The organism is Synechococcus sp. CCY9201, assembly GCF_034931105.1.
Classification (GTDB): domain Bacteria; phylum Cyanobacteriota; class Cyanobacteriia; order PCC-6307; family Cyanobiaceae; genus CBW1002.
Genome location: NZ_JAYGIC010000073.1, coordinates 16,722 through 42,753, shown reverse-complemented (window position 1 = coordinate 42,753; position 26,032 = coordinate 16,722). Strand labels below are relative to the sequence as shown.

30 protein-coding genes, 1 tRNA gene and 2 pseudogenes are annotated in these 26,032 nt (G+C 65.7%); 13 read left to right on the top strand and 20 right to left on the bottom strand.

What is annotated here, in order from left to right:
* The 4 genes and pseudogenes from VB716_RS07485 to VB716_RS07465 all read left to right on the top strand — a co-directional run.
* Positions 1-183 (top strand): annotated as a pseudogene (locus VB716_RS07485) (IS1595 family transposase); the annotation flags it as partial.
* A 9-nt stretch (positions 184-192) separates the two neighbouring features.
* Entirely contained in the window at positions 193-378 is a 186-nt protein-coding gene (locus VB716_RS07480) for a hypothetical protein (protein ID WP_323270131.1), read from the top strand.
* A gap of 323 nt (positions 379-701) precedes the next feature.
* Positions 702-947 carry a hypothetical protein gene (locus VB716_RS07470; RefSeq protein ID WP_197157408.1) on the top strand — a complete coding sequence of 82 codons (246 nt, stop codon included), beginning with the start codon at positions 702-704 and terminating at the stop codon, positions 945-947.
* 57 nt (positions 948-1,004) lie between these two features.
* Complete coding sequence (locus VB716_RS07465) at positions 1,005-1,688, top strand: cupin domain-containing protein (protein ID WP_323270130.1); 684 nt, start codon at positions 1,005-1,007, stop codon at positions 1,686-1,688.
* A 9-nt stretch (positions 1,689-1,697) separates the two neighbouring features.
* Here VB716_RS07465 and VB716_RS07460 read toward each other — a convergent pair whose 3' ends face one another.
* The 13 genes and pseudogenes from VB716_RS07460 to VB716_RS07400 form a co-directional block, all read right to left on the bottom strand.
* Positions 1,698-2,117, bottom strand: a complete 420-nt coding sequence (locus VB716_RS07460; protein WP_197157412.1) for a nuclear transport factor 2 family protein — start codon at positions 2,115-2,117, stop codon at positions 1,698-1,700.
* Between the two features lie 46 nt (positions 2,118-2,163).
* Positions 2,164-2,580, bottom strand: coding sequence for a hypothetical protein (locus VB716_RS07455; protein ID WP_323270129.1), 417 nt, complete (start codon positions 2,578-2,580; stop codon positions 2,164-2,166).
* Between the two features lie 68 nt (positions 2,581-2,648).
* Positions 2,649-2,813: a hypothetical protein gene (locus tag VB716_RS07450; protein ID WP_323270128.1), complete on the bottom strand. Its 165-nt coding sequence runs from the start codon at positions 2,811-2,813 to the stop codon at positions 2,649-2,651.
* Positions 2,810-3,505: pseudogene (locus VB716_RS07445) on the bottom strand (TOTE conflict system archaeo-eukaryotic primase domain-containing protein). The gene VB716_RS07450 and the pseudogene VB716_RS07445 overlap by 4 nt, the downstream one beginning before the upstream one ends.
* Positions 3,506-3,523: 18 nt before the next feature.
* On the bottom strand, positions 3,524-3,805 hold the full coding sequence (locus tag VB716_RS07440) for a type II toxin-antitoxin system RelE/ParE family toxin (protein ID WP_323249718.1): 282 nt from the start codon (positions 3,803-3,805) through the stop codon (positions 3,524-3,526).
* On the bottom strand, positions 3,795-4,049 hold the full coding sequence (locus VB716_RS07435; RefSeq protein ID WP_197157421.1) for a type II toxin-antitoxin system Phd/YefM family antitoxin: 255 nt from the start codon (positions 4,047-4,049) through the stop codon (positions 3,795-3,797). Before VB716_RS07435 ends, VB716_RS07440 begins: the two co-directional genes overlap by 11 nt.
* Before the next feature lie 599 nt (positions 4,050-4,648).
* Positions 4,649-7,033, bottom strand: a complete 2,385-nt coding sequence (locus VB716_RS07430; protein WP_323270127.1) for a TOTE conflict system archaeo-eukaryotic primase domain-containing protein — start codon at positions 7,031-7,033, stop codon at positions 4,649-4,651.
* A gap of 13 nt (positions 7,034-7,046) precedes the next feature.
* Positions 7,047-7,394 carry a type II toxin-antitoxin system PemK/MazF family toxin gene (locus VB716_RS07425; protein ID WP_197157423.1) on the bottom strand — a complete coding sequence of 116 codons (348 nt, stop codon included), beginning with the start codon at positions 7,392-7,394 and terminating at the stop codon, positions 7,047-7,049.
* Positions 7,394-7,711, bottom strand: a complete 318-nt coding sequence (locus tag VB716_RS07420; RefSeq protein ID WP_323270126.1) for a ribbon-helix-helix protein, CopG family — start codon at positions 7,709-7,711, stop codon at positions 7,394-7,396. The genes VB716_RS07425 and VB716_RS07420 overlap by 1 nt, the downstream gene beginning before the upstream one ends.
* A 76-nt stretch (positions 7,712-7,787) precedes the next feature.
* Entirely contained in the window at positions 7,788-8,069 is a 282-nt protein-coding gene (locus VB716_RS07415) for a type II toxin-antitoxin system RelE family toxin (protein WP_197157427.1), read from the bottom strand.
* Complete coding sequence (locus VB716_RS07410) at positions 8,059-8,313, bottom strand: type II toxin-antitoxin system Phd/YefM family antitoxin (RefSeq protein ID WP_197157429.1); 255 nt, start codon at positions 8,311-8,313, stop codon at positions 8,059-8,061. Before VB716_RS07410 ends, VB716_RS07415 begins: the two co-directional genes overlap by 11 nt.
* Before the next feature lie 260 nt (positions 8,314-8,573).
* A tRNA-Gly gene (locus tag VB716_RS07405) sits at positions 8,574-8,645 on the bottom strand.
* A gap of 63 nt (positions 8,646-8,708) precedes the next feature.
* Positions 8,709-9,143: a hypothetical protein gene (locus VB716_RS07400; protein WP_197157475.1), complete on the bottom strand. Its 435-nt coding sequence runs from the start codon at positions 9,141-9,143 to the stop codon at positions 8,709-8,711.
* A 257-nt stretch (positions 9,144-9,400) separates the two neighbouring features.
* Between VB716_RS07400 and VB716_RS07395 the strand changes: the two genes are divergently transcribed.
* From VB716_RS07395 to VB716_RS07385, 3 genes are read left to right on the top strand one after another with little or no spacing between them, the layout of a single operon-like run.
* Positions 9,401-11,257 carry a sulfatase-like hydrolase/transferase gene (locus tag VB716_RS07395; RefSeq protein ID WP_323270125.1) on the top strand — a complete coding sequence of 619 codons (1,857 nt, stop codon included), beginning with the start codon at positions 9,401-9,403 and terminating at the stop codon, positions 11,255-11,257.
* A gap of 21 nt (positions 11,258-11,278) precedes the next feature.
* Positions 11,279-12,256 (top strand): alpha/beta hydrolase, encoded by a 978-nt coding sequence (locus VB716_RS07390; protein ID WP_322757796.1) that lies wholly within the window; start codon positions 11,279-11,281, stop codon positions 12,254-12,256.
* A gap of 3 nt (positions 12,257-12,259) precedes the next feature.
* Positions 12,260-12,850 (top strand): hypothetical protein, encoded by a 591-nt coding sequence (locus tag VB716_RS07385; protein WP_322757797.1) that lies wholly within the window; start codon positions 12,260-12,262, stop codon positions 12,848-12,850.
* Here the strand turns inward: VB716_RS07385 and VB716_RS07380 are convergent.
* A complete protein-coding gene (locus VB716_RS07380) occupies positions 12,790-13,797 on the bottom strand; it encodes an AraC family transcriptional regulator (RefSeq protein ID WP_322757798.1) in 1,008 nt (335 codons plus the stop codon). The genes VB716_RS07385 and VB716_RS07380 overlap by 61 nt on opposite strands.
* Before the next feature lie 257 nt (positions 13,798-14,054).
* Positions 14,055-15,206, bottom strand: a complete 1,152-nt coding sequence (locus VB716_RS07375) for a pyridoxal-phosphate-dependent aminotransferase family protein (RefSeq protein ID WP_197158947.1) — start codon at positions 15,204-15,206, stop codon at positions 14,055-14,057.
* Positions 15,207-15,280: 74 nt separating this feature from the next.
* Between VB716_RS07375 and cbiD the strand changes: the two genes are divergently transcribed.
* The 5 genes from cbiD (at position 15,281) to mrdA (ending at position 21,073) form a co-directional block, all read left to right on the top strand.
* Positions 15,281-16,561, top strand: a complete 1,281-nt coding sequence (cbiD, locus tag VB716_RS07370; protein WP_322757799.1) for a cobalt-precorrin-5B (C(1))-methyltransferase CbiD — start codon at positions 15,281-15,283, stop codon at positions 16,559-16,561.
* A 34-nt stretch (positions 16,562-16,595) separates the two neighbouring features.
* Positions 16,596-18,176: a glutamine-hydrolyzing GMP synthase gene (gene guaA, locus VB716_RS07365; protein WP_197157479.1), complete on the top strand. Its 1,581-nt coding sequence runs from the start codon at positions 16,596-16,598 to the stop codon at positions 18,174-18,176.
* A gap of 56 nt (positions 18,177-18,232) precedes the next feature.
* On the top strand, positions 18,233-18,874 hold the full coding sequence (locus VB716_RS07360) for a hypothetical protein (RefSeq protein WP_370594668.1): 642 nt from the start codon (positions 18,233-18,235) through the stop codon (positions 18,872-18,874).
* Positions 18,875-18,940: 66 nt separating this feature from the next.
* The gene (locus VB716_RS07355) at positions 18,941-19,309 is read left to right on the top strand and encodes a hypothetical protein (protein WP_197157481.1); all 369 of its coding nucleotides are present in this window, start codon (positions 18,941-18,943) and stop codon (positions 19,307-19,309) included.
* A gap of 39 nt (positions 19,310-19,348) precedes the next feature.
* A complete protein-coding gene (gene mrdA, locus VB716_RS07350) occupies positions 19,349-21,073 on the top strand; it encodes a penicillin-binding protein 2 (RefSeq protein WP_416238090.1) in 1,725 nt (574 codons plus the stop codon).
* A gap of 22 nt (positions 21,074-21,095) precedes the next feature.
* On the opposite strand, the gene VB716_RS07345 is transcribed toward mrdA, so the two are convergent.
* The 4 genes from VB716_RS07345 to VB716_RS07330 all read right to left on the bottom strand — a co-directional run bounded on the left by VB716_RS07345 (position 21,096) and on the right by VB716_RS07330 (position 24,654).
* Positions 21,096-22,244, bottom strand: coding sequence for a glycosyltransferase family 4 protein (locus VB716_RS07345; protein WP_197158949.1), 1,149 nt, complete (start codon positions 22,242-22,244; stop codon positions 21,096-21,098).
* Between the two features lie 4 nt (positions 22,245-22,248).
* Entirely contained in the window at positions 22,249-23,451 is a 1,203-nt protein-coding gene (locus tag VB716_RS07340; protein WP_197157485.1) for an NAD-dependent epimerase/dehydratase family protein, read from the bottom strand.
* A 92-nt stretch (positions 23,452-23,543) separates the two neighbouring features.
* A complete protein-coding gene (psb34, locus tag VB716_RS07335; protein WP_322757800.1) occupies positions 23,544-23,711 on the bottom strand; it encodes a photosystem II assembly protein Psb34 in 168 nt (55 codons plus the stop codon).
* 121 nt (positions 23,712-23,832) lie between these two features.
* A complete protein-coding gene (locus VB716_RS07330; protein ID WP_322757801.1) occupies positions 23,833-24,654 on the bottom strand; it encodes a thiazole synthase in 822 nt (273 codons plus the stop codon).
* Positions 24,655-24,743: 89 nt separating this feature from the next.
* Between VB716_RS07330 and VB716_RS07325 the strand changes: the two genes are divergently transcribed.
* The gene (locus VB716_RS07325) at positions 24,744-25,307 is read left to right on the top strand and encodes a hypothetical protein (protein ID WP_197157488.1); all 564 of its coding nucleotides are present in this window, start codon (positions 24,744-24,746) and stop codon (positions 25,305-25,307) included.
* A gap of 169 nt (positions 25,308-25,476) precedes the next feature.
* Here VB716_RS07325 and VB716_RS07320 read toward each other — a convergent pair whose 3' ends face one another.
* Positions 25,477-26,031: a tetratricopeptide repeat protein gene (locus tag VB716_RS07320; RefSeq protein ID WP_197157490.1), complete on the bottom strand. Its 555-nt coding sequence runs from the start codon at positions 26,029-26,031 to the stop codon at positions 25,477-25,479.
* Position 26,032: the final 1 nt, after the last annotated feature.

The window sequence follows — 26,032 nt, the reverse complement described above, 5'->3', positions numbered from 1 at the left end:
TTCAGCGGCACGTTTCACGCCTTGCGATTCGATAAGTACGCCGACCGCTACCTGGGCGCCTTCACTTACCGCTTCAACCGGCGCTTCAATCTTTCGGCGATGACGGACCGGGTGGTTCATGCCGTCTATATCTGCACCGCACGTCCCGAGCGTCACCTCAGGAATGCGGAGCTTGCTACCTAATCAAGTAAGGTGTTGCTCAAAGGCTCATTTCTTTCAAGCCATACTTGTACAACGATAATTGTTGCTAACTATTTTGCGAACGTGTTGCGCCTCGCCGGCTTTCATTCCATCCGTGCTGACGTGCAGGCGGCGATGCACGACATCAAGGCGCTGCTGGCAATGGCGCGGCGACAGCCACAGCCCAACCCGTACTGAGGGCCTCCTGAGAAAGCGAGAAGAACCAGCCCTAGGTCAACAAGGTGTGGAGGGCCCGGCTGAACTCTGAGTGTTGCGCAGGCTGCGGCCGGTTGATTGCTCAAGAGGTCGCTCCTCGCCTACGCAAGTGGCGCAGAACCACGACCGTACCGGTGGTTCAGCTATTGATGGACAGAGCACCCGTCATGCCGGCTACGAGAAGTCAAACGATACCCGCCGGGAGATCGATAATGTATTCGTAATGCATTGGATCAAGGCGTTCGCCGGGCTGCGCCAGTTCAAACTGCATAGATTCGAGAAAATTGAAGCATCGCACTTCCACCATGCTGCTGCCCTGCCCTCTCTGTCCCCTGTCTGCCGCCAGGATCGCCGGGCTGCGGGCCACGGTGCTGCTGCTGCTCACCCTGCTGATCAAGGCCAGGATTCAGATCAAGGCGGCGTCGGCTCTGGGGGTGTTCCTGCTGGCCCTGCAGACGCTGGTGTTCTTGGTCGCCAGTGGCGCCCTGGGGGTGGCAGCCCTTGCTGCTGGAGTCGTTGCCTTCAGCCGGCGGCAAGCCCAGGCGGTGTGACGCGGTTGCCTCCTCACATTCAGTTGCTGCGCGTCCGCCGTTGAGCAGAATCAGCCCATGGAGCTCCGTGCCGATCTGAGCCAACGGGTGATGCTGGACACCACCAGCCTCCCCTGGGCACCATCCCCCCTGGCCGGAGTCGAGCGGCGCCTGCTCGATCGCCTTGGCGGTGAGGTGGCCCGCGCCACCTCAATCGTGCGCTACGCCCCCGGCAGCCACTTCGATCGCCACAGCCACGGCGGTGGCGAGGAGATTCTGGTGCTGCAGGGTACCTTCTCCGACGAGGCCGGCGACCATCCGGTCGGCACCTACCTGCGCAACCCCGCCGGCTCCAGCCATGCGCCCTTCAGCGCAGAGGGCTGCACGCTGCTGGTCAAGCTGCACCAGATGCACCCGGCCGATCAGCAGACCGTGGGGATCGCCACCCCCAGCCGCGACTGGCTGCCTGGCCTGGTGCCGGGGCTGGAGGTGATGCCCTTGCACGCCTACGGCTCGGAGCATGTGGCCCTGGTTCGCTGGGCGCCCGGCACGGTGTTCCAACCGCACGGCCATCCTGGTGGCGAGGAAATCCTGGTGCTGGAGGGCGTGTTTCAGGACGAACAGGGCACCTATCCGGCCGGCAGCTGGCTGCGCAATCCCCCGGGCAGTGCGCATCGGCCCTGGAGTGACTCGGGCTGCACCATCTGGGTGAAGACAGGCCACCTGCCGGCCACCGTGGGACCTGACGAAGCCGCAGCCTGAGCGCCACCCTCAGTCGACGAAGCGTTGGTACAGCCAGCGCACGAAGCCGCCCACCACAGGCACCGGCGCAAAGGTCGGCCCCACGAAGTCGAAGTAGTCACGGTGGTCGATGATCTTGCCGGCGTCGTTCAGGTACAGGCGGGTTGTGCCGGGATAGATGAATTCGATGCCCTTGATCATCAGGCCCATCTCCCATTCGATGAACGCGGTCTTGCCCTGAATCGCGATCGCCCCTGCTGTGAGGTAAACGTCATCGCAGCGTTTCACCAGACCCTGCTGAGCCTCGATATACGACGCGATCCCCTGGCGCTCCTGGGTGGGGTCCTGAAAGTGCACATCATCGTCATAGAGGGCGCGCCATTGATCTTCTGCCGGGGCTGGTGTGCCGTAGGGCTTGGTGAACAGGGCTCGCAGGCTGGCTTCATCCATGGTGTTGCGTACGCGCAGGTGGTGGAGGCAAGAACCGGGGCCGGTATCAGCGGCCGAGGGGGGTGGTCAGCTGTTGGAGCAGGGTTGCGTTGAGCTCGTTTTCACACGTGAGCCAGAGGATCGGCAGGATGCTGCCCCCCTGACTCCGCTGGGCCGAGCGCTCACACACTGAATGGCGGACGCTTCTCCAGCGCTCCAGCGGCAGGCTGCCGCCCAGCAGGGGCAACAGACGTTGATCGGCCTGGTCCCGCTCCTGCCAGAGACAGGCTGCCATCTCCTGGGTGTTGCCGTTGCAGTCGGGGCGGAAGGGGAAGGCCTGGCGCCGCTGGATGGATTGCTGCAGGGTCTCCTGCTGCAGCGTCTCCTTCTGCTGCGGCGTGGTGAGCGGTTGCGCCCACCCAGCCAGTCCTGAGAACAGTGCGAAAGCGACGATCAAGCTGCCCGTTCGGTTGGCCCATGCCATGGGATCGTCCTGCCTCTGCCCTTGAGTCTGGCCCGGTGTGTGCTGGGTAAAGTTCTCCGCACAGCCGATCACCCGCGGCTTGTCCACACCGAGAGCTGCATCGCCTGGGCCTTGTAAAAGGCCGGGTTTGCCAAGGCTATCCGGCGACAACCTGGTTGACGGGTCGCCAGGTCCTCCTCGTCGATGAAGCTGAGATCGAGCGGATGGGCGCCGCTGGTGGCGGTCTGAATCACGGTCTGCAGCCCCGCTGCCTGGGATCCTTCTGCAGCGGCAGGGCGATCAGGTTGCCGAAGCCGCCTTTCGGCAGGGTGTCCTGGTTGGGGAACAACCGGTCGTAGGAGCTCAACTACAGCTGACGCGTGGCATTGCAGGTGTGGCTGATCAGGGCCGCCCCCGGCTGGCGAGTCTCCAGCGCTGCCGGCACCGCCAGCTCCCGGCACGAGCGCAGAAAGGCCCGGGCGTCGTCACGCCAGTCCTGCTCGTCAAAGTCGACGGCCAGCAGGTGGCAATGGTCGTTGTCCAGCAGGGGGTAGAGGCCGATGGTGTGGTCTCCGGCCAGATGGCCGTAGATCGCTGCATCGCTCAGGGGCAGCAGCTCGCGGTGGTTGCAGTCGCGGCAGGAGATCCGTGGCTTCTCGCAGATGCCTGGCCGCCACTCATTGGCGCAGGCCGGTGCATAGCCCGAGCGCCCGCTGCTGTTGCTCTTCCAGCGCAGGGCATGCACGTCGTCGCGACCGCGGAACAGGCGCCGGAATAGCGCCACCTTCTCCTGCGTGGAACCGGGACCGTTGGCAGGTGCTGCCTCCAAAATCGGCACGGGTTCTGTTGGGGCAGGTCCGCCGGATCTCCAGGCGATGCCGTGGGCCTCCAGCAGCTCAATCAAGCGAGCGTTCTCCCGGCGCAGCTGATCCAGATCAGAGGGCATGGAGCCAGCCATAGGGCTTCAGCGCTGATCGGCCTGGCGGTAGACAGCATTGCGCTCCCGCTTGCCCACCGCCACAACCAGCACCAGCACCTCGTGGTCACGCACCTCGTAGACCAGGCGGAAGCCGGCGGAGCGGAGCTTGATCTTGTACCGATCACTGGAGTCCCGCAGCTTGCTGGCGGGAATTCGCGGGACAACCAGCCGCTCAGCCAGCTTCTTTTTGAACTGCTCGCGAATCCCCGCGCTCAGCTGTCGCCATTCACGCAGAGCCTCGGGATGAAACGCCAGTTCAAAGGGCATCGAGGCTGACCCGCACCGGCTCCTGGCCGTCCGTCAGCCGGGCATCGGCGAGGCGACCCAGCTCCAGGTCGTCCACCAGATCCATCAGCTCTTCGTAGGCCCTGGCCGGCACGCAGTAGAAGGCCGGCTCGTTGCGGTTCAGCACTGCGACGGCCATCCCCTCTCCGGCTGCCACGGTGGCCATGGGGTTTTTCTTGTGCTCCGAGATGCTTACTGCTGTCTCAGCGAGAACGCGGTGGACCATCAGCGGAGCAGGAAGGCAATGCACCACATTCTAGGTCTCCAGTCAGGTCTCTGGACAGGTCGCTAGGCGGGTCTGGATCGAATGGGTGGCGCCCGGCTGATCTCCAGCGATTCTGGAGACCGTCCTGGGACATTTTTTCCCTGTTATTGCAGCGTCAGGCGATCGGTCGTTGATGCTGAAGCGGCTTGCCCTGATCACCTCCGGGCATGATGTTGGGCCGAATTCAGTTGGCAACCTCCGCCCAGTCGTGATTCCGGACGATCCAGTGCTGGGCGGACCATGAGTTCACCCCGCGCAGATGAATGCCTGACCAATCAATGGCGCAGTCGCGAGAGAAGCTTTGTGAGAAGGTCGATGTCACCCCTTGGCACTGCCGGTCATTGCCAAGCTCCGACTGGACTCCTGCCAGCCGATGGGAGAGAGGCCGCACGCTTGATCTTCGGCGCTTTTCAGTTCTTGACTAAAAGCGGGTGACCGGACTCGAACCGGCGACGTTCAGCTTGGGAAGCTTCTCGATTGATCGGCCGAACCGCTTGCGCCGCTGTGGGTCTCCTATGCCTTCAGGCTTGGACGTGAGAAGGTCTGTGAGAAGCTTTCGCTCAGACGCCTGCCATCGATAGCTGATCTGCAAGCAGCGCGTAGCCCATGGCCCGATAGCCCCGCAGCCGTCGCTCCCACATCCGTTGCGTGATCGGATGGCCGAGATCGACCCAGTCGATGATTCGCACGCTTGTCTTGCCGCTCTGTTGCCGATGCAGGCGGCCGGCGTATTGCTGCAGTGTGCCTTTCCAGGACACGGGCATCGCCAGCAGCAGAGTGTTGAGTGGCGGATGGTCGAATCCTTCTCCCACCAGACGGCCTGTGGCCAGGACGATGCGGGGTTCGTTGAGAGGCAACGCCTCCAGCGCGGCAAGGGTGGTGCTGCGCTGGCGTGCACTCAGCCGGCCATGCAAAAGGAATAGGTTCGGCACCTCCCCAGCCAGAGCGGTGGCGATCGTCGTGATGTGATCGGTGCGCTCGCTCAGGAGCAACAGATTGCGGCCGTCACCCCAGCAGGCGAGAGCCTCGTCCACGATCCGCTCGGTGCGGCGTGGGTCCTCCGCTAATCGGCGCATCAGCTCCTGGATCGGCAGATCGGTTGGCAGCCCCTCGAGCTGATGGGTGCGGCTCACCAGCTCCAGGATCTGGGGCGCTCCGGCAGGCCGCTGGGCGGTGTGGCGAATGGGGCCGCACTGCATGAACAAGATCGGCTGCAGACCGTCGCGGCGGACCAGGGTGGCGGACAGCCCCAGCACATAGCGGGCCTTCACCTGCCTGAGGATCGTTTCAAAGGATGCCGCCGCGATGTGGTGGCACTCGTCAACGATCACCTGCCCGTAGCCCTGGACCACGGGATTCATCTCGCCTTTGCGCACCAGCGACTGCATCACAGCGATGTCGAGTTGCCCGGTGGGCTTGGCTTTGCCACCACCGATGCAACCGATCGCCTGAGGAGCGACATCCAGGAAGGCGTGGAGCCGCTCCTGCCATTGGCGCAGCAGCTCAGCCCGATGCACCAGCACCAGGGTGTTCACACCCCGCCGGGCCAGGATCGCTGCTGCCACCACCGTTTTCCCGAAGGCCGTCGGCGCCTGCAGCACGCCGATGTCATGGTGCAGCATCGCCTCCACGGCGGTCTCCTGGTCAGCGCTCAGCTGCCCTGTGAACGACAGCACCAGCGGTGAGCCGTTCAGGCGCTCATCCACAAGTTCCCAGCCGATACCCTGCCCCTTCAGAAGGGTCAACGCCGGCTCCAGGCAGCCCCGCGGCAGGGCGAGGTGATGGGGGAACTGTTCAGCGCAGCCGATCACCCGCGGTTTGTCCCACACCGACAGCCGCATGGCCTGGGCTTTGTAGAAAGCGGGATTGGCAAAGGCCGCCAGACGGATCAGTCGATTGAGCAGCGGTTGCGGCAGGCCCCAGCGCGCCACATAGAGACGATCGGCCAGGGTGAGGGTGATCGAGGCGGGCAGCGGTCCGCTGAGCTTCGCAATTGCAGGAGGTGCCTTCCACGGGGTCGCCAGGTCCTCCTCGTCGATGAAGCTGAGATCGAGCGGATGGACACCGCCGGTGGCGGTCTGAAGCACGCTCTGCAGCCCGGCCACCGACAACCTCTGCAGGCTTGCCAGATAGGCCCACTGATCGGGATAGGGCTGCAGGTCGTCATCCACGAACACGCTGCAACCCCGCTGCCGGGCTTCCTTCTGCAGCGGCAGGGCGATCAGGTTGCCGAAGCCGCCTTTCGGCAGGGTGTCCTGGTTGGGAAACAGCCGGTCGTAGGAGCTCAACTGCAGCTGACGCGTGGCGTTGCAGGTGTGGCTGATCAGGGCTGCCCCGAGCTGGCGAGCCTCCCGGGCCGGTACCGCCTCCTCGAAGAACACCCACGCGTGAGCACCTTCCCCGGAGCGGGAGATCTCCAGCGCTGCGGGCACTGCCAGCTCCCGACACGAGTGCAGAAAGGCCCTGGCGTCGTCGCGCCAGTCCTGCTCATCGAAATCCACTGCCAACAGATGACAGGTGTCGTTCTCCAGCAGGGGGTAGAGGCCAATGGTGTGCTCGCCGGCCAGATGCCCGTAGATCGCCGCATCGGTGAGGGGCAGCAGCTTGCGGTGATGGCAGTCGCGGCAGCTGATCCTGGGCTTCTCGCAGATGCCTGGGCGCCACTCATTGGCGCAGGCCGGTGCATATCCCGAGCGCCCGCTGTTGTTGCTCTGCCAGCGCAGGGCATGCACGTCGTCGCGACCGCGGAACAGGCGCCGGAACAGCGCCACCTTCTCCTGCGTAGAACTGGGGCCGTTGGCAGGTGCTGCCTTCGAAATCGGCGCGGGTTCCGTTGGGTCAGGTCCGCCGGATCGCCAGGCGATGCCGTGGGCCTCCAGAAGCCCAATCAAGAAGGCGTTCTCCCGGCGCAGCTGGTTCAGCTCGGAGGGACTGGAGTCAGCCACGGCATGCGCTCACTCAGGCGAAACCAATGCCCAGCACCCCCAGTAGCGCTCGCTCCAGCTCCGCCAGTTCGTCCCCGCCGAGGGTGGTGAGGGGGCCGTCGCCAAGGCGGGAGCGATCCAGGGAGCGGAGCTGATCCGCCATGGCGAAGGAGTCGCAGAGCAGGCGGTCGCGGGCACGGATCGGGACCCGCAGCGCCCGGGTGCCAGGCCGGTCCTGGGTGGTGAGCGGCACCACGATCACCGTGGCCAGGCCGGCCTGGGTGATCGGATCAGCCTGAAGGATCACGACGGGACGCAGCTTTCCCACCTCCGCGCCCTGGTTGGGATTCAGACGCGCCACCCAGATCTCACCCCGACGCATCAGCGCCACCACGGTTGGGGGCTCGGTTGGCCGGTCAGCTCCCGGGAGGTCGTCTCCTCCGCCAACGCCAGAGCCTCGCAGTCGGCCGGCAGGAAATCTGCCGCCACATCCAGGCTTTCAGCGCGGGCTGAAGGATCCCTCATCAGCGCTTCGGCGGCGGCGACGAGCCCGGCCATGAAGCGCTGCTGCTCCCGGCGGCGCAGCAGCTCCTCCAGTGCCTCGCGGATCAGCTCCGAGCGGGGCTGGCCGCAGTGGAGGGCTTCCTCGCCCAGTCTGCGCTCCAGGTCCTGGGGGAGCCGAAGACTGAAGGCCGGCATGCAACATGAACAGATGATCTGTCATCCATTCTGTCATGCACGGCGTGATGCGCGCGGCCGGGTCCGTCGGTCGGCTTCAGCGCTGATCGGCACGCTGGTCGACAACATTGTGCTCCCGCTTGCCCACCGCCACGACAAGGACGAGGAGCTCATGGTCACGCACCTCGTAGACCAGACGGTACCCGGCGGCCCGCAACTTGATCTTGTAGCGGTTGGAGGATCCACGCAATTTGCTCGCGGGGATCCTGGGCTCAGTCAGCCGCCCGGCCAACTTGTTCCTGAACTGCTCCCGGATTCCTGGCGTCAGCTTCCGCCACTCCCGAAGGGCTTCCGGGTGAAAGGCCAGCTCAAAGAGCATCGAGGCTGACCCGCACAGGCTCCTGGCCGTCCGTCAGCCGGGCATCGGCGATGCGGCCCAGCTCCAGGTCGTCCACCAGATCCATCAGTTCTTCGTAAGCCCTGGCCGGCACGCAGTAGAAGGCCGGCTCGTTGCGGTTGAGCACCGCGACGGCCATTCCCTCTCCTGCCGCCACGGTGGCCATGGGGTTTTTCTTGTGTTCCGAGATGCTCACCGCTGTCTCGGTGAGTACGCGGTGGGCCATCACAGGGTCAGGCCGGGTCAGAACCGCATCTTGGGTCGCCAGTCAGGTCTCAGGTTCGGTCGATCCACGGCGACAACCCGGGGCGATCAAGGACGGTCAAATCAGGCCATGAAACGACCCGGAGGTGAGAAGCCCTGTGAGAAGGTTGAACCAATCGCGGCTATTACCTGTCATTCACAGTCAGCTTCTGGCGTGCTGCAAGCGAGTGCCAATCGAGATGATCGATTGAGGAACAACAAATTTCCAGGCCTGAACTGGTAAGCGGGTGACCGGACTCGAACCGGCGACGTTCAGCTTGGGAAGCTGACATTCTACCACTGAATTACACCCGCACGAGTAAATCCTAGCAAGCCGGGCATCGATTGGCTCTGGGCGCCCGGCTTGCTGTTGCAGCCTCAGGGCTTGGCGGGGCTGCAGTTCACCTCGGCGGTAAGTTGCTTGTGGGCGGCGAGCAGGGGCTGGGCCTTGCCTTTCAGCTGGCCGGCGGCTTCCTCCAGGGTGAGCTTCTTGCTGTTGGCCACCGTGGCCACATCTTTCTTGAAGGTCTTCACCTGCTTGCGGAAGTCCTGCAGGCGGAGTTCCTGGAGCTTCTTCTCTTCGTCAGCCAGGGCCTTGAGGGAGCCGCCGAGTTCCTTGTTGGCTGCTTCGGCCTCGCCGACGGTCGACTGGGGGGTGAGGGCAGCCGTCTTCTCAAGGGCCGCACCGACCGCTGCCAGCTGGGTGCAGATCTCCCCTTCGGTCTTCTGCTCCATCTTGGCTGTGTCCTGCTTCTGGCAGGCGGCCAGAGCCAGGCTGAGAACGGCCCCAAGGGCCAGCATTGTGCGACGCATCGCGAACACGCAAGTGCTTCAACGGTAGGTGGGCCCCTCCAGGGGACCCACCGCCCTGATGCAACCCGTTAGCCGGGCAGCTTTCCCCAGACCTGCAAGGGCTGCGCTGCTCTCCTCCGGATCGAAGCGCCATGGTCGGGTTGGGACTGGCCTGGCGATGACGTTGCACTTTCGGGTCCTTGCCGCCCAGCCGTCGCCCTTTGATGGACGCATTGGAAGGACTGCTCCGCCTCGCTCGGCCTATGGATTGCCTGCTGTTGCCCCGATGGTCTCACCAGCTCAGCCGGTCTCGCCAGCTCAGTCTCGGCCTGCTGCTGGTTCTGCTCCAGGGGGTGTCGGCGCTGCTGGGATCTCCGGTCAGCGCTGCCGAAGCCAGTGCTGCTCAAGCCAGCTCGCCCCGGCAGCGTCCCAACGTGCTGCTGCTGGTGGCCGACGATGCCGCTTTCGGCGATGTGCCCTGGGGTGGTGGCAATGCCGCCATGCCCAACCTGGAGTCCCTCGCCGAGGAGGGTGTCGCCTTCGGGAGCTTCCACACGTCGCCGGTCTGCTCCCCTACCCGGGCCTCGATGCTCACCGGCAACGATCCGATCGATGTGGGTCTGGGCGCCTTCGACTACGCCATCTACCCACCCACCAAAGGCAGGCCCGGGTACGAGGGCTACCTCACTCGCAACACCGTCAGCGTTGCTGAGCTGCTGCGCGATGCCGGCTATCGCACCCTGATGGTGGGCAAATGGCATCTGGGCGGCCCCGGTCACGGCGGCTGGGGCCCCCGGGATTGGGGTTTCGAACGCTCCTACGGGATCCTTGCCGGTGGCGCCAACCACTGGAACCAGAAGGTGTTCCTACCCAGCCCCAACAATCCCGAGCACCAGCAGCTGATGGCCCAGAGGATCCTGCCGGATGAGCCGTGGTACGAGGACGGCCAACAGGTGCAGCGGTCGGTTGGCCTCTATTCCGACGATCTCTTCACCAGCAAACTGATCAGCTATCTGGAGGAGGGTCGCGGCAGCGGCCGCCCCTTCTTTGCCTATCTGGCCTTCACCTCGCCGCACTCGCCGTTGCAGGTGCCGCCGGTGTTGATCGAACGCTACATCGATTATTTCTACACCCATGGCTATCAGGGTCTGAAGCGCCTGCGCTACGAGGCTCAGAAACGCTCGGGGCTGATCGCCGCCGATGCTCCCTTCCCCGATCAGAGCCACAACTGGCTGTTGCAGCAGTGGTCTGCTCTCAGTGAAGAACAGAAACAGCGCGAAGCTCGCGCCATGGCCACCTACACCGCCATGCTCGAGTATCAGGACCAGAGCATCGGTCGGGTGCTCAACTACCTGCGTGAGACGGGTCAGCTCGAGAACACCCTGATCATCTACCTCTCTGATAATGGACCTGAGGGCATGGACACAGAAGGTCCCGGTGCCAATCCGGATCTGGCGCGCTGGGTGAGCGAGAACTTCAGTCAGGACCCCGCCGATCTCGGCCGGGGTAACACCTTCATCGAGATGGGGCGCAACTGGGCCAACGCCTCCAATGGCGTGCTCCAGTGGTGGAAGTGGTACCTGGCCGAGGGAGGTGTGCGGACACCGATGGTGTTGCGGCCGCCCCGGGGTTATGACCTCAGCCAGCGCGGCGGTATTCGCCAGGCCTACGTCAACGTCAAGGATCTGCCGATCACGATCCTGGATTACAGCCGCGTCCCCCTTCCTGCCGGTCGCTACCGCGATCGCACCATCGTCACTCCCACGGGAGTCTCGATGCGTCCCTATCTGGAGGGCCGCGCCGATGCCGTTCGCAGCGAGCAGCAGTGGGTGGTGAGCGACATTTTCGGCAACAGTTCGATCGTTGCCGGCCGCTACAAGGCCTCCCGCCAGAGCCGGGCGATGTTCGGTGATGGTCAGTGGCGTCTGTTTGATATCCAGGCCGATCCCGGAGAAACCCAGCCGCTCAACGCCTCCGAGCCCGGCCGGCTGACGCGGCTGATCGGGCTCTACGAGAGCTATGCCAAGGCTAAGGGCATTGGGCCTGTGGCCGATCACTGGAGCCCCTGGCAGGGCTATCTCAAGGAGCTGCCCAAGCCAGCGCTTGCACCTCTTCCTGTCCCCCTGAGCCGCTGAGGCACCATCCGCTGATTCGCCATGTCCACCTCCATTCCCCTGCGCCGCCCTGGTCTGCTGGATCGCGCGATCACCTCTGCCCTGTTGCTGATTACTCCGGAATATCGGCGTGTGCGTCGAGCCCAGCAGCAGAACGGCCTTGGCCTCTCCCCCACCCTGCCTGAGCCGGCGGCGATGCCCCTGGACACGATCCCCCTGCTGGGGGAGCAGATCCGCATCGCCCGTCAGCAGCGGCCTGGCGCTCCAACGGTGCTGCTGATCTGTCCGTTACCCCAGAGCCTGCTCGCTTTCGCGCCGATCTGGCCCGCCCTGGCGGAGCGGTTCGATCTGGTGGCGGTGGATCTGCCGGGTTTCGGGCGCAGCAGCGGTGGGCTGGAGTGGATGAGCTTCGCCGCCCAGGGTCGCTTCGTGGCAGCCCTGATCGATCATCTGCAACTGCAGCGTCCCCACCTGGTCGGGCCTGATATCGGTATGGCGGCGGCGATTGCCTGCGTTGCCGAGCACCCGACCATCGCCGCCAGTCTGGTGCTCGGCGATGGTCCGGCCATCGCCCCTTCCTGCAACGGCAGCATCATCAACAAACTGGTGGATTCCGGCTTCTGGCGCTTCATGGTGACCATGGCCGGTGCGGGCACCTTCGTGGAGGTGGGCAATCGACTGGCCTGCGTGAACTATGTGCCGAATGCTGTGGAGGTGGACGACTACATCCGCTCCTATGCCGGGCGTGTGGGTGCCATCTGCCGCTGGTTCCGCGACTATCCAGCCAGCCTTGGCAGCACGGATCCGGCCCTGGCAGGCCTCGATCTGCCGGTGCAACTGTTCTGGGGTCGGCACGACGCCCTGCTGCTGGAGCAGAACGCCGACCAGCTGCTGCAGCGGTTGCCCCGCGCCCAGCTGCAGCTGCTCGAGAACGCCGGCCACTACAGCTACCAGGACGCTGCTTCGGAGTTCAGCGCGATGGTGATCCGCTGGGTGGAGACCGATCACCTCAGACTCTGATCCTTGCCCTCGTCTTGCTCACCGACAGATCCCAACCCCAGTCTTCTGCTCAGCGCTCCGATGAAGTACAACCTCAACTTCGGCACTTCCGTGCTACTGAATGTGCCGGTCGAGAAGTTCGATCTGGCCGACTGGATCGTGAATTTCTCGTGTGAAGAGTATGTGGCCTGCACGCCGGCCTCGCGCTCCCACCGATATTCGGGTCTCTACCGCGACGCCGACGGTGACATCGTGATCCGCAATGACGAATATTGTGGCGGCTTCATGATGACCCAGTTCTATCGGCCGAAGCTGATGGAGGCACAGCATGTGCGGATGGAAAGTCGCACCAAGGCCCGCTTTCTGCAGGTGTGGCCGATCATCTTTCCGCTCTACTGGGACCTGCGCGTTGAAGCCCTCAATCCCGCTCAGACCCTGTTCCACTGCCGCATCGGTGCGAGGCTCCCATTCGTGTATTTCCTGGCCAGCAAGCTGATCCAGATGTTGTTCTGGTCACAGCAGCATGCGGATGAGGAAACGCCGCTCTTCGCGCACTACGCCGCTCGCTGGGCCACCCGTAATGATCCAGACCAGCCCGCCCGCTTCTGGCTGTAAGCGAGGGTTTCCGCCGGCGCTTCTCCGAAGTGCTGGCGATAGACGCGGTTGAAGTGGCTGCCGCTGGCAAACCCGAACCGATGGGCTGTGGCCAGCACCGAGGTGCTCCCCGGTGGGGCTGTAGCCAGGGCATGGCGGGCCCCATGCAGGCGCTGCAGCCGCAGAAAGCGCATCGGCGCCATCCCGAACACCTCATCGAAGGCGTACATGAGCGTGCGGCGCGAGGTGGGCACCGCGCTGTAGAGATCCCGCAGGCTGAGCGGGTCGGCCAACCGCTCCAGCATCAGCTGCCGAGTCCGCTGGGTGATCTGCAGCCGCTCGCCGCGGCGGCTGGCCGGTTTGTGGCGGCAATGGGGCGTCTCGATGGCTGCGATCAGCAGCGGCAGCAGGTCGTCGCGCAGCTGCTGCACGGCGGCGGTCGCCACGATCGGATCGCCGGCGGCTGCCTCGGGCTGGCAAAAGGCTTGGTTCAGCTGCCGGCGCAGATCTCCGCCGCAGGCCGGATGGATGCGGAAGGCATTGCGGGTCAGCAGATCCGGCTCCAGGTCCTGTCGGCCGATCAGAGCCGCCGTCTGCCAGAACAGCGGCTGCTGGACCAGCATCACCGCGAACCGGTGGGCGGCCGGTGCCTGGAAGTGGATCTCCAGCTGCGGATCGAAGCCCACCAGGTTCTCGGCATCCAGGTCGCGCCCGTGCACCCGGGGTGGCTCCTGGACAGCCCGCAGGGTGATGTTGCAGAAGATGAGCCCGGCCGGCTTCGGGCCGCAGATGAAGGTGCGTCGGCTGAACTGCATCCGCAACAGGCTGATGCCGCCACCATCAACAAGCTCCAGGCGGCTGGGATTGGCGCCCGCCTCCAGCTGCACGAAGCGAGAGCGGAAACCGAGCAGCCGCGCCGCCTCTTCAAGGAAACCCAGATCGTCATGCTCCAGCCGCAGCCTCCGCACCGCTGGAGGGCTCAGTGGTTGAGCGGCTGGATGGTGCTGCACTCCCCGTCAACCGCTACAGCCCATGCTCGCAGAACCAATGGAGCAGCAGTTTTTCTGGAGCGTCGGCAGCGGCTACAACAATGGCCTGGAGATCAAGCTGAAGGTGGTCGTCTGAACCCAGCACCTGGTGCTGCGTCGGTGTGCCGGGCACGCCCCCCCTCCAAGACCCACGGGCTCAGAGCGCCCGTGGGATGTCCGTTTGAATCTGCGCTGGATCAGCCGGCCAGGGCCGCCGCCGTGGCCGCCATCCCTGCCCCAGGGGTGCCCTTGTGCAGCCCCAGGCCCTGCAGGGTCGCCTCGATGGCCGCGACGGCCGTGAGCACGTCGCGATCACACACGAAGCCGAGGTGGCCGATGCGGAACACCTTGCCCTTGAGGTGGTCCTGGCCGCCGGCCAGCAGGATGTCGAAACGCTCCTTCACGGCCTTGCGCAGCACCTCGGCGTCGACCCCCTCCGGAGCCACGGCGGTGATGGCGGGGCTGCCATGGCCGGCGGCGGCATAGAGCGGCAGGCCCATGGCCGTCATGCCGGCCTGGGCGGCGGCGCGGTGGCGGGCATGGCGGGCGAAGATGGCCTCCAGGCCCTCTGCCTGCATCATCTCGAGGGCTGCCTCGAGGGCGAAGTAGAGATTCACCGGCGGGGTGAAGGGGTTGCTGTCGGCATGGGCCGCTTTGCGGTACTTGCCCAGATCCAGGTAGAACTTCGGCAGATCGGAGCGCTCGTAGGCCGTCCAGGCGCGATCGCTCATGCCCACGAAGGCCAGGCCCGGAGGCATCATGTAGCCCTTCTGGGAACCGGAGCCCACCACGTCCAGGCCCCAGGCGTCCATGGGCACATCGCAGGCGCCCAGGCTGGTGACGCAGTCGGCGATGGTGAGGGCGGTGCCGTGGGCACGCACGTGGCCGGCGATCGTCTGCAGGTCGTTGATCACCCCGGTGGAGGTTTCGGAGTGGGTGAGGATCACGGCCCGGATCTCCTTGGCGGTGTCGGCCTCCAGGGCGGCACGGAACGCCTCCGGATCCAGGGGCTGGCCCCACTCAGCCTTGATCACCTGCACCTCAAGGCCAAAGGCCCTGGACAGCTTCACCCAGCGTTCGCCGAACTTGCCGTTGTCGCCGCAGAGCACCTTGTCGCCCCGGCTGAGCACGTTGATGATGCCGGCCTCCATGGCGGCGGTGCCGCTGCCGCTCATCACCAGCACGTCGCCGCTGGTCTGATGGAGCCACTTCAGCTGCTCGGTGGTGCGCTTGACGATCTTCTGGAAGTCGGCGCTGCGATGCCCGATCGGATGGCGACTCATCGCCAGCAGGACGGTTTCCGGCACCGGGGTGGGGCCGGGGATCATCAGAGTGAGCTTGTCCTGCATGGGGCTGGGGCGAAACGCGGCGCGACGCGACAGCGGCGCAATCAATCACTGTAAAAAAACGTTCTCCCAGGGCCATGCTCCCCTCGGCCGCCGGCTTCACCGCCACTGGCTTCACAGCTCCCAGACCAGCTGACGCCGAGGCAGTCGGCCCTGCAGGCACCGCCACGGGTTACACGCTGCCGGTGTGGCTTGCTGCCGCCGCCAGGGCAGCTCTGGTGGCCCTGAGGGAGGAGACGTTCTGCCCTCATCAGCCGCTTCTGCTCGAGGAACCCGATCAGGTCGCCGTGGCCACGGCAATTCCCGTGGAGTCGGCAGCCCTGCTGGCCGATGGCTGGGCCCTGGGCATCAGCCGCTGCGACCCCGGCGAGGAGGTGCTGGATCTCACCCGTGGTCTGGCCGTCTGGGCCCTGCTGCGCTGGTGGGAGCCAGGGTCTGTCGCCTCTGCTGATCCGAGCGCAACGGCCCCCGACCCCCACTGGTTGCGGCTGGAGGCGGGTGAGGGGGCCGGGGTGGAACAGGTCAGTGGCCGCCTCTGTCTGTCGGCCTATGCCCAGGGCCTGCTCGAGCGCACCCTGCGGCCCCTGGTGCCCGAGGGGCAGGGGCTGTGGCTGAAGGTGGTGCTGCCGGAGGGCCGGCGCCTGGCCGAGCGCACCAGCAACGCCGCCTTCGGGGTGGTGGACGGCCTCGCCCTGATCGGCACCCAGGCCCAGGTGCAGCGCAGTGCCGCCCCCGATCGGCTCGAGCAGGCCCTGGCCGAACTGGCGGAGCGCCTGGCAGCGCCTGATTTCGGCGGCGATCTCGTGCTGGTGATCGGCGAGAACGGACTGGATCTGGCCGTCCGGCTGGGTCTTCCCGCGGCCCAGGTGATCAAGGCCGGCAACTGGCTCGGCCCCCTGCTGGTGGCCGCGGCGGAGGGGGGTGCGCAGCGGCTGCTGCTGTTCGGCTACCAGGGCAAGCTGATCAAACTGGCCGGCGGCATCTTCCACACCCACCACCACCTGGCCGATGGACGCGCTGAGGTGCTCACGGCCCTGGCGGCCCTGGAGGGGCTGCCAGGGCCTCAGTTGGAGGCACTCCACGCCGCGCCCACCGTGGAGGCGGCCCTGGTCGAGCTGATGGCGGTGGATCCAGGCGTGGCCGGCCGGCTGCGGCGGCGGATCGCCGCCACGGTGGAGCAGCGCAGCTGCGCCTACCTGGCCCGTTACGGCCACCACTCCATGGCCGTGGGGGCCGTGCTGTTCGATCGGGGGCGGCAGATCGTGGCGACGGGGCCAGTGGGTGCGATGCACTGGGCGCGGGCTGGAGCAACGCCGTTGGCGCCGGAACGGGTGGGTGCCCACGGCGGCGACACCTAGGCTGGCCCGAATGCTCAAACGGCCGCAGGCCCCGATGTCCGAGTCCTCCCAGTCGTCCCGCTATCCGGCGATCGTGATCCTCGATTTCGGCTCCCAGTATTCGGAGCTGATCGCCCGCCGGATCCGGGAGACGGAGGTGTTCTCCCTCGTGCTCGGCTATGCCACCAGCGCCGAGGAGCTGCGCGCCATGGCTCCGAAGGGCATCATCCTCAGCGGTGGCCCCAGTTCGGTCTACGAAGAGGGGGCGCCGGTGTGCGACCCCGCCATCTGGGATCTCGGCATTCCGGTGCTGGGCGTCTGCTACGGCATGCAGTTGATGGTGCAGCAGCTCGGTGGCGCCGTCGTGGCGGCTGGCCGGGCCGAATACGGCAAGGCGCCGCTGCAGGTGGACGATCCCACCGACCTGCTCACCAACGTGGACCAGGGCTCCACCATGTGGATGAGCCATGGCGATTCGGTGGAGCGCCTCCCCGCAGGCTTCGTGCGCCTGGCCCATACCGACAACACGCCGGAAGCGGCGATCGCCAATCACCAACGGCACCTGTACGGCGTGCAGTTCCATCCCGAGGTGGTGCATTCCACCTGCGGCATGGCGATGATCCGCAACTTCGTGTATCACATCTGCGGCTGCGAGCCCGACTGGACCACCGCCGCCTTCATCGACGAAGCCATCGCCGATGTCCGCGCCCAGGTGGGCGACAAGCGGGTGCTGCTGGCCCTCTCGGGCGGGGTTGATTCCTCCACCCTGGCGTTTCTGCTGCACCGGGCGATCGGTGATCAGCTCACCTGCATGTTCATCGACCAGGGCTTCATGCGCAAGGGCGAGCCTGAGTTCCTGGTGGAGTTCTTCGATCGGCAGTTCCACATCAATGTCGAATACATCAATGCCCGCGAACGCTTCATCAACAAGCTCGCCGGCATCACCGATCCGGAGCAGAAACGCAAGATCATCGGGGCCGAATTCATCCGGGTCTTCGAAGAGGAAAGCAAGCGCCTCGGCCCCTTTGATTACCTCGCCCAGGGCACTCTCTACCCCGACGTGATCGAAAGTGCCGGCACTAACGTCGACCCCAAGACCGGCGAACGGGTCGCCGTGAAGATCAAGAGCCACCACAACGTCGGTGGCCTGCCCAAGGATCTGCAGTTCAAGCTGGTGGAGCCCCTGCGCCGGCTGTTCAAGGATGAAGTGCGCAAGGTGGGTCGCAGCCTCGGCCTGCCTGAAGAGATCGTGCGCCGTCACCCCTTCCCTGGACCGGGCCTGGCGATCCGCATCCTCGGCGAGGTGACCGCCGAGAAGCTGAACATCCTCCGCGATGCGGATCTCGTCGTGCGGGAGGAAGTCAGCAATGCCGGCCTCTACCACGACATCTGGCAGGCGTTCGCGGTGCTGTTGCCGGTGCGCAGTGTCGGCGTGATGGGCGATAAGCGCACCTATGCCTTCCCGGTGGTCGTGCGCTGCGTCTCCTCGGAAGATGGCATGACCGCCGACTGGTCGCGCCTGCCCTACGACCTGCTCGAAACCATCTCCAACCGCATCGTCAACGAAGTCAAGGGAGTCAACCGGGTGGTGCTCGACATCACCAGCAAGCCCCCCGGCACGATCGAATGGGAATAGGGGTGACTGGTCGCCGCGGGGGAGCTCCGATAGCATCGGGCCCCGGCTGATTTCCCTTGACCGTCACCAGCTCCGGTGTGACCGCTGCAGGCGCCGCTGCCGAGCCGGATTCCCAGACCCAGCGGCGGCTGCAGCAGGACAGCATCCTGCTGGCCGGCAAGGTGGTCTACCTCAACCCTTTCCTGTACTGGCGCCGATTCGACGCCAACACCGACCGCTGGCTGCGGCAGCCCGGCCAGCTTCCCGAGGAGCAGATCCGGGTCAACCGCAGCCGCTTCTATCCCGAGCTCGACTGGGACCTGCTCGATCCGGCCGAGGTCAGGATCAAGGAAGGGGCGGTGGAGATGTTTCTCAAGACCATGGAGTTGATCACCACGTTCAACCCCGAGCTCGGCTCCGGCCACCTGCTCGAGGTCGAGCGCAAGATGGCCGTCACCAAGAAGCGCAGTTTCGAGCGCTGGGTCGAGAAGGCCCTGCGTCGCCGCGAGCAGGCCGAGCAGAAGGAGCGTCGCCGTTTCGATCGCGAACGCTTCTGGCGGGGCTGGAGTGAATGGATTGTGCTGGATACCACGCGTCAGGCCTTGGTCCCCCTGATGGCCTTGCTCGTGCTGGCCGTGGGTGCCGGCTGGTGGTGGGGCAGTCAGCAGAGCTGCCGGCAGGTGGTCGTGACTCCAGGCGTGCAACGGCCCACGCCCTGAGCTGATGCCCCCATAGCGGAAGCTTGCGGGGCAGACTGTGGGATGTGCCCTCTGCCCGCACCCGCAATGGCTGCCGATCCCTTCGACGCGCTGCGGCTGACCCTGATGCAGGACGTGCTGCCGGTTGGCCTGGCCGTGGTGGAACGGGCCCGCAAGGGCGGTCCGGCTGAGGTGATGGCCGCCTTCAACGACACCAATGACCCGCTTGGCCAGCTGCGCGAAGAGGGGGAGCCGGTGGCCAGCCAGGTGCGTGAGGGTCTCGACCGCGTCCAGCCCGGCCTCGGCAATCCGGTGATGAAGGTGGAGGTGCGGGATGTGCCGACCGAGCCATCGGCGGCCACGGCGGTGGATGATGCAGCTCTGGCCCGCACCCTGGAGCGGATCTCCGGGCGATTGCGGCTGCTGGAGCAGAGGATTGACGACTCGGCCTCCTGATCGATGGCGATGGGTCCGGCTTCAGTACGCCATTCCGGCATGGGCCAGCAGCCCCTCTGGCTGCTGCTCCTCGTGCTGGCCTGCTGCAGCGCCATGGGGGCCCGGCTGGCGTGGCTGCAGCTGCTCCACGGCCCCGAATTCCGCGAGATGGCTGATGAAAACCGCATCCGCCTGATGCCCCGCAGCCCGATGCGGGGTCGGTTGCTTGATCGCCATGGCCGCGTCCTGGCCACCAACCGCCTCACCTACAACCTCTACATCCAGCCACGGGAGGTGGACGATGACCGGTGGCCGACGCTGCGCGATCAGCTGGTGCAGGTGATGGGTGTTGGCGCCGCTGAGCTCGATGAGAATCGGCGCAGTGGCGCCAACCCGGAGGGCTACCGCATCGAGCTGGCCGGTCCGCTCACCCCCCAGCAGGTGCTGCGCTTCCGCGAACAGGCTGACCGGCTGCGCGGCGCCGAGGTGGACGTTGACGTGCTGCGCAGCTATCCCAATGGCAGCCTGGCGGCCCATGTGCTGGGTTACACCAGCGGCATCACCGGCGAGGAATACGACCGGCTGCGCAGCGAGGGATACCGCATCCGCGACCGCATCGGCCGCAGCGGTGTCGAGAAGGTGTATGAGTCGCACCTTCGCGGCGAATGGGGTGGCCAGCAGCTGGAGGTGAACGCCGCCGGTCAGGTGCAGCGCGTGCTCGGAGACAAGCCCGCCAAGGCAGGCAAGGACTTGCGCCTCACCCTGGATCTCGACCTCCAACGCGCCGCCGAACGGGCCCTGGACGGCGTGCGCAAGGGGGCGATCGTGGCGATGGATCCTCAGACCGGCGCCATCCGTGCCCTGGCCAGCCGGCCCACCTTTGATCCCAACGTGTTTTCGGATGGGCCCACCACGGCCCAGTGGAATGCGCTCAACCGTCCGGAGGCGCCACTGCTGAACCGGGCCTTCCAGGGATTTCCCCCGGCCAGCACCTTCAAGACCGTCACCACGATCGCCGGGATCGAATCGGGTAAGTACACCGCGGCCTCCAAGGTGCCCACGATGAACTCGTTCTGCTACTACGGGCAGTGTTACGCCGACCATGGCGCCTTCGGGGCGATCGGGTTTCCCTTTGCCCTGGCAGTGAGCAGTAACAGTTTTTACTACCAAGTGGGCCTCAAGGTGGGACCCGATGAGCTGTTCAAGGCGGCCCGCCGCATGGGCTTCGGCAGTCTCAGCGGCGTGGAATTAATCGAAGAAGATACCCCGGGCCTGCTGGGGGACCAGGCCTGGAAGAAGGAGGTGCTGGGCGAACCCTGGACCCCCGTGGACACGATCACCTCCGCGATTGGCCAGGGGGCGGTGACGGTGACGCCGATCCAGATGGCACGGCTCTATGCGGCGGTGGCCAATGGCGGCTGGCTGGTGACGCCCCACCTGGTGGAGCGCTCCACACCACGCACCTGGATCGGCCTGCGGCCCGACACCCTGCGGGTGCTGCGGCAGGGGCTGCGCGATGTGGTGACCAGTGGCACCGCCACGCTCCTCAATGACCCTTCCCTGCCTCCGGTGGCCGGGAAGACCGGCACCGGTGAAGATCCCCCCCGTCCTGACCATGCCTGGTTCGGTGGCTATGCCCCCGCCGACAAGCCCACCTTGGTGATCATTGCCTTTGGACAGAACAGCGGTGGTTATGGCGGAACTGTGGCGGCTCCGATGGTGAAGGCGCTGATGACCACCTGGTTCAAGGGTTCGGCTCCCCAGCCAACCGGCCGCAAGAGCTGAGTCTCACCAGAACTCCTGAAACTCAGGCCACCAGCTGCAGCTGCGGATGTCCGAGCACCTGGCGGTAGTACGCCCGCAGCTGGGCAGTGGCACCGGCCCATCCCCAGCGCTCCGCCTCCTGGCGAGCGTTGCGGCGCAGCTGTTCCAGTCGGCTTGCATCGCCGAGAAGGCGTTGCACCGCGGCGGTGAGGCTGGCGGCTCCCCCGTCGGCGCCCTCCGGTTCATAGAGGCAGCCATTCTCACCGTCGGTCACGATGTCGGGAATGCCGCCGCGGTTGGCGCCCACCACCGGACAGCCGGCGGCCATGGCCTCAAGCAGCACCAGTCCCAGGGTTTCGGTGCTCGAGGGGAACAGGAAGGCATCGCCGCTGGCATAGGCAGAGGCCAGCTCTTCCCCAGCCAGGTAGCCGACGAAACTGGTGGGGGTGCCGGCAAAGATCCGCTCCAGCTGGCTGCGGTAGGGGCCATCCCCCACCAGCGCCAGGCGTGCGTCGGGCAGAGCCTCCAGCACCGGCTTGATGCGCTCGATCTGTTTCTCGGCCGAGAGGCGGCCGATGTAGAGCAGAAGCTGGCCGGTATCGCTTCGGCCATCCAGCAGCCGGAGCCGCATCGCCGGGCTGCGCAGCGCGGGACGGAACAGGTCCGTATCCACACCCCGCTGCCACAGGGCGGTGGACTGGATCCCCTTCTCGCTCAGTTCCTCCACCATGGCCGAGGAGGTGCAGAGATTGAGACGGGCCTGGTTGTGGGCCGCCTTGAGCAGCTCCCAGAGCAAGGGCTCGAGCATGCCCATGCCGTAGTGCTCGAGGTATTTGGGCAGATGGGTGTGGTAGCTCGCCACCAGGGGGATATCCCGGGTCTTGGCGAGCCAGATGCCGCCCAGCCCCAGCACGGCTGGGTTCACTACATGCACCAGATCGGGCGCAAAGCTCTCCAGGGCCTCCGACACGGCTGGCCGCGGCAGGGCCAGCTTCAGCTCCGGGTAAAGCGGCAACGGCATCGCCGGCACCCCCACCACCTGGGCTCCCCTGTAGGACTCCGGTGCTCCCTCCGGACAGAAGATCACCACCTGGTCGCCGGCCGCGACCAGGTGCTCGACGGTCTTGGTGAGGCGGGTGACAATCCCGTCCACCTTGGGCAGGAAGGTTTCGGTGAAGAAGGCGATCTTCAAGGGATCAGGCAACCGGCACGCTGTGGATGGCCTCAGCCTGCTTGTGGGTCCAGGCGGACACGCAGGGAATGCGGCTGCGATCGCAGCGATCCGCCCAGCGGCGCGCCACATCCACCACTTCCGCCAGCAGGCCGTCGTCGAGGGTGGTGGGCTTGAGGCCCAGTTCGATGAAGCAGCGGTTGTCGACGATCAGGTCGTTCTCCACCGCCTCATTGCGGGGATTGGGCAGGTAGTTGATCTCCGCCCCGGTGAGCGCTGACACTTTGCGAGCCAGCTCGCCCACCTGGTGGCTCTCGGTCATCTGGTTGAAGATCTTCACCTTCTCGCCCACCTGAGGGGGGTTCTCCAGGGCCAGCTGCACGCAGCGCACCGAGTCGCGGATGTGGATGAAGGCGCGGGTCTGGCCGCCGGTGCCGTGCACGGTGAGGGGGTAGCCGATCGCTGCCTGCATCAGGAAACGGTTCAGCACCGTGCCGTAGTCGCCGTCGTAATCGAAGCGGTTGGTGAGGCGCGGATCCTTTTCCGTGAGGGTCGTATTGGTTCCCCAGACGATGCCCTGGTGCAGATCGGTGATGCGGATCTGATCGTTTTTGTTGTAGTAGAGAAAGAGCAGCTGATCCAACGTCTTGGTCATGTGGTACACACTGCCGGGGCTGGCAGGGTGCAGGATCTTCTCGGTGAAGCGGCTGCCATCGGGCTGGGGCACCTCCACCGTGAGGTAACCCTCGGGGATGGTGGCACCGCGGTGGGATCCATAGCCGTACACGCCCATCGTGCCCAGGTGCACGATGTGGATGTCGAGGCCGCTCTCAACGATGGCGGCCAGCAGGTTGTGGGTGCCGTTGACGTTGTTGTCGACCGTGTAGCGCTTGGTAGCGCTGCTCTTCATCGAATAAGGAGCGGCGCGCTGCTCGGCGAAGTGCACCACCGCCGCCGGCCGCTCGTCACGCAGCAGATCCAGAAGCCGGGTGTACTCGTGGGCGATATCGAGGTGGACGAACCGCATCGCCTTGCCGCCCACCTGCTGCCAGGCCTTGAGGCGGTCGCCGATCGTCGCGATCGGCGTCAGCGACTCCACCTCGAGATCGATGTCGATCTTGCGGCGGCTGAGGTTGTCGATGATCACCACATCGTGGCCGGCGTCCGCCAGGTTCACCGCACAGGGCCAACCGCAGAAGCCGTCGCCACCGAGAACGAAAACCTTCACGCCAGACTCCTGCTGAACGAGCACGTGCTCCGGATGGCAAGCTACTACAGGCATCCGGCCCGGATCCCGACTGGCCGGTCCGTGGTGACGGATCAGCTGATGCCCACCGCGACTGCGACCAGCAACAGCACCAGAACGCTGCCACCCACGATCAGGGCCATGGAGCTGCGGCTGGTGCCCTCCCCCGCTTCCAGCACCTCCATCCGCGGCTCCTTGGCGAAGGCGTTGAGTCGCCCACCGTCTTCTTCCGTGACCTGCATGACGCCCTCGAGTAGGTAAGAGCACTCACCCTATGGACCGCGACGGGAGGATCTTCGTTTCCTCTATGGAACTTCACGGCTCTTGACCCCGGGGCACCTGGAGTCGGTGCGAGTCGAGGCATCAGCTGCCCACCCGGCCCTGCAGTGGTGAGCTGGCCCTTGCGTCCGGCCGCACCGGCAGCCGGCCGGCGGCATGGGCAACCCGGCCAGCCTCACAGGCCATGGCCATGGCCCTCGCCATCGCCGCTGGATTCCCTGCCAGGGCGATGGCACTGTTGACCAGCAGGGCATCCGCCCCCATCTCCATGGCCTGGGCGGCTTCGCTGGGAACTCCGATGCCGGCATCCACCACCACCGGAACGCCGGAGTTCTCGATGATCAGGGCGATGTTGGCAGCGTTGCGGATGCCCTGGCCGGAACCGATCGGTGACCCGAGTGGCATCACCGTGGCGCAACCGGCCTCCTCCAGCCGCCTGGCCAGCAGAGGATCGGCATTGATGTAGGGGAGCACGGTGAAGCCCTCTCTGACCAGCTGCTCGGCGGCCTCCAGGGTGCCGATCGGGTCTGGCAGCAGATGTTTCGGGTCTGGAATCACCTCCAGCTTCACGAAATTGTTGTCTTCCTGGCCGGCCAGCTTGGCCAGTTCGCGGCCCAGACGGGCCACCCGCACCGCCTCGTCTGCGGTGGCGCAGCCGGCGGTGTTGGGCAGCATCCAGAGGCGTTGCCAGTCGATCGCCTGCATCAGCCCCTCATGGCCGGCAGCCACGCTCTGCACCCGGCGCACGGCGACGGTCACGATGTCGCAGGCGCTGGCTTCGAGGCTGGCCTGCATCACCGCCAGGCTGGGATATTTGCCGGTGCCGGTCATCAGGCGGCTGCGGAACGTGCGCCCGCCGATCACCAGGGCATCGGCCGGAGGGTTACTGGGCTCAGGCTGGGACACGGCCGGATCAAACAGGCGAGCTGGTCCATCGACCGTATCGCGAGGGGGTTCCCGCCTATAGCCTTGGACCTCACGATCCACTCCATTCCATGCCGCTCGCCCTGTTGCTGGCCGCCATGCCTCTCACGGCGACGCCGGCCCCGCCCCGGAACGACTTCGTTCCCTTCACCACGCCCGCGCCCTATGGGTCCTCCCCGGTCCTGGGTGTGTTTGAGCCGGTGGAGACCTTTGATCCGATCGCCCGGGCCCTGGTGATGGCCCAGCAGATGCCGCGGGACTGGGTCGGGAGCTACCAGCCCTTCGGCGGTGCTCCGGTTTCCGTGGATCTGCGCCTGGCCTCCACCACCGCCATCGGCCAGATGGTCGACCTGCGTGGCCAGATCACCGTGGGCTCCGTCACCTGGCCTGTGCAGGGGAATCTCAATGCCAAGTCTGATCAGATTGATCTGTTGCTGCTCTGCAGCAAATGCGACGTTGCCGGCCTGGAGGCCGGTGGCGAGTTCCAGGGGCTGCAGGGTCTTCAGCTGAGTGGATGGAACGCCCCCCGCCTCACCGGCATGGGAGGTCGCTTAGAGCTGCAGCCTGCCGTGAACAACGTTTCCATGCCTGCAGCCCCTGCTGCCGTAAGGACGCCGATCCGCGGACTCTGGTGACTGACTGAAGTCGAGAGCGCAGGCCCAGGCTGCCCTGCTGATGGGGTGGCCATGGCCTCGTCAACCCCTGGGCGAGCACTTCGGTGACTGGACTCTGTGGGCAGCGCCTGGATTCTGTGGCCGCAGACAGATGAGCAGTCCCGACCGCTGCACTGAGGGAGTGACAGCTTCAGGTTTCTGGATTGGGAACGCTGGTCTTGAGAGCTGATTGACTGCGCTCCAGTCGCTTCAACCGGCGCAGGGCCGTCTTGTTGGAGGGATCGAGAGTGAGGGCCTGCTTGTAGGCCTCGCAGGCTTCCTCAAGTTTCTGCTGCTTCTCGAGGGCAAAAGCGACATTGTTGAGTGCCACCGGATAATCCGGCTTGGCACGCAGAGCAGATTCGTAATGACGAATCGCGGATTTGTACTGTCCCTGAGCAGCCAGGCCGAAGCCGATCGCGTTGGCAATCAGAGCCCTGGCCTCACCGGGGGATTGTTCGCCATCCACCTGTTTGAGGGCCCGCTTCAGGGTGTCAACCGCCTGGCCATAGAGCCGTTTGCGCAGCTGCACGGAGCCAAGCTCGTACAGATTGGCAGCATCCTGTTCGACTCCCGCACCCTCAAGCCGGGCCAGGGTTGACTCATCCCGCCGGACCCGCAGGATCTGGCGGGTCACCACGACAGCGGCACCTCCGAGCAGCACCACCAGACCGAGCAGGTAAGCCTGAGGCAGAAGAAGATCCATC